The organism is Faecalibacter rhinopitheci (genome assembly GCF_015234135.1).
Lineage (GTDB): Bacteria > Bacteroidota > Bacteroidia > Flavobacteriales > Weeksellaceae > Empedobacter > Empedobacter rhinopitheci.
In genome coordinates this window covers 467,785-475,823 of record NZ_JADGIK010000002.1, presented here as the reverse complement: position 1 = coordinate 475,823, position 8,039 = coordinate 467,785, and the positions used below count along the sequence as shown (strand labels likewise).

The window sequence follows — 8,039 nt, the reverse complement described above, 5'->3', positions numbered from 1 at the left end:
ACCTCTTCCCATTCCGAACAGAGAAGTTAAGCCTTTCAGCGCCGATGGTACTGCTATTGCGGGAGAGTAGGTCGTCGCCAGTCTTTATAACAAAGCTCAATCTTTAATTAGATTGGGCTTTTTTTATGCCCTAAACTTTTATAGGGACAAGGGAACTTGTTATTAGTGAACAGGTGAAGGAGTGAACTTGTTTAAAAAATAGATACTTATTTTTTATTTAGATCTTTAATCTCTATTTAAAGCGTAATCCATGATATAATTAGTTTCATACTAATTTATTTTCTAGTCTTTAATAAAATATATTTAATTTCTCATCTGCATAACATTACGGTCAAGTTGAATAATTAAATAATATTTATGATAGCGACTACTTATATTAAAAGCATTAGTATGTTGCTCAATTTTCTTTAGTAATATATTTCAAATTTTATAATAAGGTTTACTTTCTCATTATACTATCATCAACATATAATAATATTTCGCTTAAGTGGTTTATTAAATATAATATATCTAATTTATTTAAAAACTTTGTTGACAATAGCACATATGTAATCAATAAATCCTAAATTAAAATATTATAACGATAACTAAAATATTAATTCAATTTTAAATTTAAAATTGATATGCTAAAGCTTCTTTTAATTAATGGAAATTCAGTACTATTTTGAGATTTTTGGAGTCATCTTTTATGGGATTTCAGGTGCACTAGCTGCAGATGAAAAGTCAGGTAAAGATTGGTTTGGTGTTACATTTACCGCATTTATAACTTCTTTAGGTGGAGGAACAATACGTGACGTGTTGTTAGGAGCTTATCCTATCATGTGGATTAAAGATGTTAATTTATTGTACGCTGTGCTTGCGGGTATTATATTGGCCGCTATTTTTTATGGATTTTTTTTAAAACTGAGGAAAACGTTTATGCTTTTTGATACTTTGGGAATAGCATTATTTACTATTGTAGGTGTAGAAAAAGCTTTAGGTTTAGGAGTTAGTCCTGTAGTTGCAATTATCATGGGAATGTTTACCGCAATTATGGGTGGAGTTATTCGTGATATGATGATTAATGAATTACCTATTGTATTCCGTAAAGAAATTTATGCAACAGCATGTTTAGCGGGTGCAGTATTGTATGTAGTATTAGAACAGCTGGGGATTTCAAGAACGCCAAATTTCTTTATATCTGGTACTATGATTGTAACTATTCGATTGTTAGCCTTAAGATTTAATTTATCTATTCCTAATTTTAAAAGTCATTAATATTATAAATTGAAAACGGAGCTAATAGCTTCGTTTTTTTGTGTTTAAAGCTACTTTTATATTTTATTTATCGATTTAAAAGTAGCATATTTGTCGCCCTTTAATCTTAAAAAAATGCAGATACAATATATATTCGAAATGATAGGTACATTAGCCTTTGCTATTTCAGGAGCGTTAGCTGGTGATGAACGTCAGAAACATGACTGGTTTGGTATTACATTTATCGCATTTATTACTGCGATTGGTGGTGGAACATTACGTGATTTATTTTTAGACAGCTATCCATTAGTTTGGTTTAATGATATGAACATAGTGTACACTATTTTTTGTGGTATTATATTATCTGGTTTATTTTATAAGCAATTTAATCGTCTTAAGACTACTTTAATGTTATTTGATACCTTAGGTATAGCATTATTTACTATAGTAGGTTTGGAAAAAGCACAATCTTTAGGAGCTAATAATTTTATCTCAGTGGTAATGGGAATGTTTACAGCAGTAATGGGAGGTGTCATAAGAGATACATTAATCAATAAAACACCAACTATATTTGTACAAGAAATTTATGCGACAGCATGTATTTTGGGAGGTGTTATATATTTGGTTTTAGAAAACTTTGGATTAGATAGAAATATTAATTTCATTATTTCTGGAAGTATAATAGCAACAATTCGAATTATTGCATTTAAATTTAATTTATCATTACCTAAATTTTATAAATAATGAAACATATTACTTTTGACCAGAATAATTGGGAAGGTAGGATTGATCATGAAGATGGTGAATTAGGACTACGCATTCATCAAATTATTAAACCTTATGACGAAAGTCTAATTAAAAATTCAAAAGTAATTTTAGGATTTTCTTCCGAAGAAGGTGTTAAAAGAAATAAAGGTCGTATTGGAGCTAAGGATGCACCAAATATTATTCGAAAAGCTTTAGCAAATCTTCCTGTGCATTTTAAAAATAATAATATTTACGATATGGGAAATATTATTGTACAAGAAAAATTAGAAGAAGCAAGAACTTTACAGATAGATAAAATTTTAGAAATTCTACATTCCAATAATTTACCAGTCGTTATTGGTGGTGGACACGAAACTGCATTAGGAAATTATCTTGGATTTGTAGAGAAATATCCTCACAATAGTGCAGTGATTAACCTTGATGCACATTTTGATCTACGTTTACCTAATGAACATTCTACTTCTGGAACTCCATTTTTTGAAATGTATCAATATAGCTTAGAGCATAATTTACAATTCAATTATTTAGCCATCGGTATTCAAGAATTAGGGAATACAAAAGCGTTATTTAAACGTGCAGATGAATTACCTATAAATTATATAATTGCAGATGAGTTACATGCAAATTTTAAAGGAATAATAGAACAATTAAAAGAATATATTACGCAATTTGATCACATTTATTTGTCTTTAGATATGGATGTTTTTGATGTATCATTTGCACCAGGTGTAAGTGCGCCTACAATTAACGGTCTTACACCATTTCAAGTTAAATATATTTTAAAATTACTGTATAAATCTGGAAAACTAAAAATAATAGATGTTGTAGAAACTAATCCCCATTATGATCGTGATAATCAAACTGCAAAGTTAGCTGCGCAAATGATTTATGAAGTATTAAGGGACTAAATTAAAATAATTTATCAAATTTTGTAACCTTTTCCAAAATCTTACGTATATAATAGTAAAGACCCATTTTACTATATAGGTCAATTCAAATAATCATTCATATAATTTAGGAGGATTTTAGATAAATGAGACAGCTTAAAATTACAAAGCAGGTAACAAATCGTGAAACTGCGTCGTTGGACAAATACTTACAGGAGATTGGTAAAGTAGATTTAATTACGGCGGAAGAAGAAGTAGAACTAGCACAACGCATAAAAGCAGGTGATCGTGTTGCCCTTGAAAAGTTAACTAAAGCAAACTTACGTTTCGTGGTTTCTGTTGCAAAACAATACCAGAATCAAGGTTTAAGCTTACCTGACTTAATCAACGAAGGAAACTTAGGATTAATTAAAGCTGCTCAACGTTTTGATGAAACTCGTGGTTTCAAATTCATTTCGTATGCCGTATGGTGGATTCGTCAATCTATCTTACAAGCTTTAGCCGAACAATCTCGTATTGTACGTTTACCATTAAATAAAATTGGATCTATTAACAAAATTAATAAAGCATACGCTTTATTAGAGCAAGAACATGAGCGTGCTCCATCTGCAGAAGAAATTTCTGAAGTATTGGACATGTCTGAAAGTGACGTAAAAGAGTCGATGAAAAACTCAGGTCGTCACGTATCGATGGATGCTCCGTTAGTAGAAGGGGAAGATTCAAACTTATACGATGTATTAAACATTGGTGAATCTCCATCTCCAGATATGCAATTAATGATTGAGTCTTTACGTGTAGAGATTGAACGTGCATTACAAACATTAACTCCAAGAGAAGCAGATTTAATTCGTTTATATTTTGGTTTAAATGGACAACACCCAATGACTTTAGAGGAAATTGGTGAAACTTTTGACTTAACTCGTGAGCGTGTGCGTCAAATTAAAGAAAAAGCAATTCGTCGTCTAAAACATACATCAAGATCTAAAATCTTGAAAACGTACATAGGACGATAAAAAAATTATAAAGCAGCTCATTAGCTGCTTTTTTTAGTTACATTATTAAAAATTAATAACAACATAGCATTTGAATTGGTCATTAAATCAAGAAGATCCTAACATTGCCTTTTTTATAAATAATCAAATTGATTCCAGATTTGTAGGAGTATGGAAAGGTACAGATCATGGAAAGTTTTTTAAAGGAGAAACAAATAGTTGGGTTATAAATCGTAAAGCTGATGGTACACTAATGATTCATTTTAAAACCATCAATAGCGATGAGAGTGAAACATATTCAGAAGAAGTCGGATATTGGTGTGTAAAAGGAGATGAATATTTTGAATACCGTGAATCTGATGATAAAAAAGATCAATATTCATTTATTTTTTTATCAAATGATTCAGTACATTTTATAATTAACGAATCCGAAGAAAGAGAGGAACCTTATAATTTTATAGATTACAAGGTTATCTTAGACTAAATTTTAAAAATATTTTAAATCGCTGCAATTGTAGCGATTTTTTTATTCCATACCTTTGCACGACAAATACAAACAAACAATAAAACAAAAATTATGGCAATTATAGCACCATCAATTTTAGCTGCAGATTTCGGAAACTTAGCCAAAGACATCGAAATGGTTAACAATTCTCAAGCAGAATGGTTTCATTTAGATGTTATGGACGGCGTATTCGTTCCGAATATTTCTTATGGAATGCCTATTATCGATAAAATTAATTCGTTAACGGATAAAGTTTTAGACGTTCATTTAATGATTGTTGATCCAGATCGTTACATTTCAGATTTTAAAAAAGTAGGAGCAGATATTTTAACGGTGCATTACGAAGCGTGTACACACTTACACCGTACTATCCAAGCAATTAAAGCAGAAGGGATGAAAGCTGGAGTTGCTCTTAATCCACATACACCTGTATCGGTTTTAGAGGATGTTATCAATGATTTAGATTTAGTATTAATCATGAGTGTGAATCCAGGTTTTGGAGGTCAAAAATTCATTGAAAATACCTACAACAAAGTTTCTAAATTAAAACAAATGATTACTGAAGCTGGAGCTGATGTGATTATCGAAATCGATGGTGGAGTAGGTGTACAAAATGCTACAAAATTAATCGAAGCTGGTGCTGATGCATTAGTGGCTGGTTCGGCAGTTTTCAACGATGAGAACCCAACAGAATATATCGCAGCTTTAAAGAAGGCATAAGATTTAAAATTCTATATAATCTAAAAACTGAATCAGTAATGGTTCAGTTTTTTTATTTCCATAACTTTGCAGTATGAGTTTTACCCCAAAAGACAATTCGAAAAAGATTTATACGATTGATGAAATTAAAGATAAAATGGCCAAATATTGTCTTTACCAAGATCGTTGTCATTGGGAAGTAGAAAAAAAACTGCGCGAATTTGATTTGATTCCTGAAGCGAAAGATGAGATTTTATATAAATTGATTCATTATGGATTTTTGAATGAGGAACGATTTGTGCATTCGTTTGTTCGTGGAAAAGTCAATCAAAAATTATGGGGAAAAAATCGACTTCGACAAGAATTAAAAATGCGTCAAATTGATGGAAAATTGATTGATAAAGCTTTTAAAGAAGAAATCGATCCCGAAAAATATTGGAACAATTTAGTTCGATTGGCGCAAAAAAAACACGATGCTTTATATAGCGAGCGTGAATCCTTTAAAAAGATGAATAAAATCAAAGCGTATTTGGCCTACAAAGGCTATGAATTTGATTTAATCAACGAAGCAATTCAAGTGATTCAGAAAGATTAATTTATTATCTTTCATCAAACGACTACATATGAAATATTTTTATTCATTTATAATTCTAATTCTCTTTTTAGGATGTTCAAAAAATAAAACGTCTTGGCCTACTAAAGTTGAAATTCCTAAGGAAATTAAAGATGAGAAGTTTTACAATACTTTACAACAAGTAATAGATATTACTGAAAAAAATAATATCGAAGTATATAATATCAATGTAACGTTTACAGAAAATCAGATTTATTTTTTTACTTCTGAAGTTATCGAAGATTGTATGTACGGTGATTATTATCAATTGCCCATTAAATTAAATCATAAAGATTACGCTTTAATTCTTACAAACAATAATTTCTTAAATAATCATATTGATTTTAAAGATTTAATGTACGTTCCAGAACTCGAACACATAACGATGATTTGTGATTATTTTGATGGATTAGCTTTCGCTTATCGTAAAAATGAGATCGGCGAGTATCAATTAATAAAAGTATTACACTACGATTTTTTGAACCATGATTTTATTTTAGGAGAAGATCAAGAATATTTTCCTATAAGAAAATTTGTAATGGAAGAACCTGAGCCACAACCTCCTGTTGAAGAAATTAAATAATAAATAAAAACCCGAATTTCATACTTTGAAATTCGGGTTTTGTCATTCTTAACTCGTTTAGCTTCGCTGCTACTTCGTGGTCAGAATCACATTCTATTAAGTATGATGAGAAGCTGAAATAAATTCAGCTTGACATTTAGAACTTGTCTAAGAGTTTTTATATTATTCTTTTAAAACTTACTCAATTCTTTCTCAAAATTCGCTAAGTAATTTGCTAAATGTAAACCATCCACAAAACCGTGATTGGCCTCTACCGAAACAGGCATCATCATTTTGTCGCCTTGTTGATATGCTTTTCCGAAAATAATTCGTGGAATCGATTCTTCTGTTCCATAATTCGATGGTTGCACTAATCCCGTAAATCTCGACCAAGGAAAAGTCGAATGACGATTTAATCCTAAAGTTAATTCTTCATTTTTAATGTGTAATCCAACACATTTTTCCACCTCATTAATCTCTTGCTGTAATTTAATGTTGAACGTTTCAAAATCGACCGAATAAGGAATAAAAGCAAATCCAAACGTTCCGTCTTTTCGTCCGATGGTTGTTCCACAATCAATATGATCGTAGATAAAAATCTCACTATCTTCTAAACGATATTTGAATTCTTCCACACTGTTTTCAGCTTGCATCGAACAAAATAAATACGTCGCAAAAAATGATTGTTTATTAGCTTTCGTAAATTGATAAGCTTTTGTACAATCGACTTCTGCAACCACACCAACATAAGGATTATCCATTCTCGAAAAAAGTTCAAAATGCTCTTTTCGGTTCCAACCTTCCGGATTAAATTTTCGTTTCATCGCACAAAAATAAAACCTTCTCATCGGAATAAGAAGGTTTTGATATTATGTTTTCAGCAGTTTTCTTTTTTCTAATTGATCACCAATAACATTCAGGATAACTCCAAATATAATAAGAGAGATTCCTATGGCTAAACTCAACGAAAAGTTTTCACCAAATAAAATGACACTGACTCCTACGGCAACAACAGGTTCCGAAGCACCTAAAATAGATGTTGCTGTCGAACCAATTTCTTTGATGGCATAGATTAATGCAATGCTTGAAATAACCGTAGTTACGAATGCAAACGTGAAGAAATTATATGCTAAATCTATTGAAGGAAGAGTGAATGATTCTTTTTTAAACCACAATTTTATGCCGTAATAAATGGTCGTAAATAAAAAGGAATAGAAACTCATCGGAAAACCTTTGATCCTTTGTGCACTGGATTTATTTACAATGATGATAAAGGATGAATAGGCCAATGCGCTAATGAAAATAATGCCTAACCCAATTGGATTAAATTCAAAAGTTCCATCTTTAAAACTTAGCATAAAAATACCCGCTAAAACAAAACCAATGGCTAAAATGGTTGATTTAGAGATTTTTTCTTTAAATAAGATGGCCATTATAACGGCAACGATTAAAGGATAAACAAACAGAAGGGTGGATGCAATTCCGGCAGATAAATAATCATAGCCCAAGAAAAGTGCATCAGCAGATATTCCGTATAAAATTCCTAAAACAATTAATATTGGAATTTGTTTGATCTCTATTTTAATATTTTCTCGTTTAATGAGTAAATATACTCCAACAATTAAAGCCGAAAATAAAAAGCGATAGAATAAGGTTTTATCTAACGAAAAATTAGCTTGCTTGATGGGTAAAATAAATAAGGGAATTAATCCATACGATATGGACGAAAGCAATCCCAGTGCGTAACCTTTAAATTTCATAGTTATGTGAAAATTAG

10 protein-coding genes and 1 rRNA gene are annotated in these 8,039 nt (G+C 30.7%); 9 read left to right on the top strand and 2 right to left on the bottom strand.

Translation table 11 applies throughout. The features are described 5' to 3' along the window. The 9 genes from rrf to IM532_RS04975 all read left to right on the top strand — a co-directional run. Positions 1-83, top strand: a 5S ribosomal RNA gene (rrf, locus tag IM532_RS05015); the annotation flags it as partial. A 562-nt stretch (positions 84-645) separates the two neighbouring features. Continuing rightward, positions 646-1,257 (top strand): trimeric intracellular cation channel family protein, encoded by a 612-nt coding sequence (locus IM532_RS05010; protein WP_194182334.1) that lies wholly within the window; start codon positions 646-648, stop codon positions 1,255-1,257. A 114-nt stretch (positions 1,258-1,371) separates the two neighbouring features. Continuing rightward, complete coding sequence (locus tag IM532_RS05005; RefSeq protein WP_194182333.1) at positions 1,372-1,980, top strand: trimeric intracellular cation channel family protein; 609 nt, start codon at positions 1,372-1,374, stop codon at positions 1,978-1,980. After that, positions 1,980-2,912, top strand: coding sequence for a formimidoylglutamase (gene hutG / locus IM532_RS05000; RefSeq protein ID WP_194182332.1), 933 nt, complete (start codon positions 1,980-1,982; stop codon positions 2,910-2,912). The genes IM532_RS05005 and hutG overlap by 1 nt, the downstream gene beginning before the upstream one ends. Positions 2,913-3,037: 125 nt before the next feature. Next, entirely contained in the window at positions 3,038-3,904 is an 867-nt protein-coding gene (locus IM532_RS04995) for a sigma-70 family RNA polymerase sigma factor (RefSeq protein WP_194182331.1), read from the top strand. A 70-nt stretch (positions 3,905-3,974) separates the two neighbouring features. Beyond that, entirely contained in the window at positions 3,975-4,367 is a 393-nt protein-coding gene (locus IM532_RS04990) for a hypothetical protein (protein ID WP_194182330.1), read from the top strand. Between the two features lie 93 nt (positions 4,368-4,460). Further along, a complete protein-coding gene (gene rpe, locus IM532_RS04985) occupies positions 4,461-5,108 on the top strand; it encodes a ribulose-phosphate 3-epimerase (RefSeq protein ID WP_194182329.1) in 648 nt (215 codons plus the stop codon). Between the two features lie 73 nt (positions 5,109-5,181). After that, entirely contained in the window at positions 5,182-5,682 is a 501-nt protein-coding gene (locus IM532_RS04980; protein ID WP_194182328.1) for a regulatory protein RecX, read from the top strand. Positions 5,683-5,710: 28 nt separating this feature from the next. Continuing rightward, positions 5,711-6,283, top strand: coding sequence for a hypothetical protein (locus IM532_RS04975; RefSeq protein ID WP_194182327.1), 573 nt, complete (start codon positions 5,711-5,713; stop codon positions 6,281-6,283). Positions 6,284-6,453: 170 nt separating this feature from the next. Here IM532_RS04975 and IM532_RS04970 read toward each other — a convergent pair whose 3' ends face one another. Both IM532_RS04970 and IM532_RS04965 read right to left on the bottom strand, forming a co-directional pair. Then, positions 6,454-7,086 (bottom strand): CatA-like O-acetyltransferase, encoded by a 633-nt coding sequence (locus tag IM532_RS04970; RefSeq protein ID WP_194182326.1) that lies wholly within the window; start codon positions 7,084-7,086, stop codon positions 6,454-6,456. Between the two features lie 45 nt (positions 7,087-7,131). Next, positions 7,132-8,022 (bottom strand): DMT family transporter, encoded by an 891-nt coding sequence (locus tag IM532_RS04965; RefSeq protein WP_194182325.1) that lies wholly within the window; start codon positions 8,020-8,022, stop codon positions 7,132-7,134. Positions 8,023-8,039: the final 17 nt, after the last annotated feature.

What these genes read in the sequence shown, in the direction of transcription:
- IM532_RS04995 (WP_194182331.1), top strand. Translation starts at nt 3,038, where the DNA reads ATGAGACAGCTTAAAATTACAAAGCAGGTAACAAATCGTGAAACTGCG.
- hutG (WP_194182332.1), top strand. Translation starts at nt 1,980, where the DNA reads ATGAAACATATTACTTTTGACCAGAATAATTGGGAAGGTAGGATTGAT.
- IM532_RS04965 (WP_194182325.1), bottom strand. Translation starts at nt 8,022, where the DNA reads ATGAAATTTAAAGGTTACGCACTGGGATTGCTTTCGTCCATATCGTAT.
- IM532_RS05005 (WP_194182333.1), top strand. Translation starts at nt 1,372, where the DNA reads ATGCAGATACAATATATATTCGAAATGATAGGTACATTAGCCTTTGCT.
- rpe (WP_194182329.1), top strand. Translation starts at nt 4,461, where the DNA reads ATGGCAATTATAGCACCATCAATTTTAGCTGCAGATTTCGGAAACTTA.
- IM532_RS04975 (WP_194182327.1), top strand. Translation starts at nt 5,711, where the DNA reads ATGAAATATTTTTATTCATTTATAATTCTAATTCTCTTTTTAGGATGT.
- IM532_RS05010 (WP_194182334.1), top strand. Translation starts at nt 646, where the DNA reads ATGGAAATTCAGTACTATTTTGAGATTTTTGGAGTCATCTTTTATGGG.
- IM532_RS04980 (WP_194182328.1), top strand. Translation starts at nt 5,182, where the DNA reads ATGAGTTTTACCCCAAAAGACAATTCGAAAAAGATTTATACGATTGAT.
- IM532_RS04970 (WP_194182326.1), bottom strand. Translation starts at nt 7,086, where the DNA reads ATGAAACGAAAATTTAATCCGGAAGGTTGGAACCGAAAAGAGCATTTT.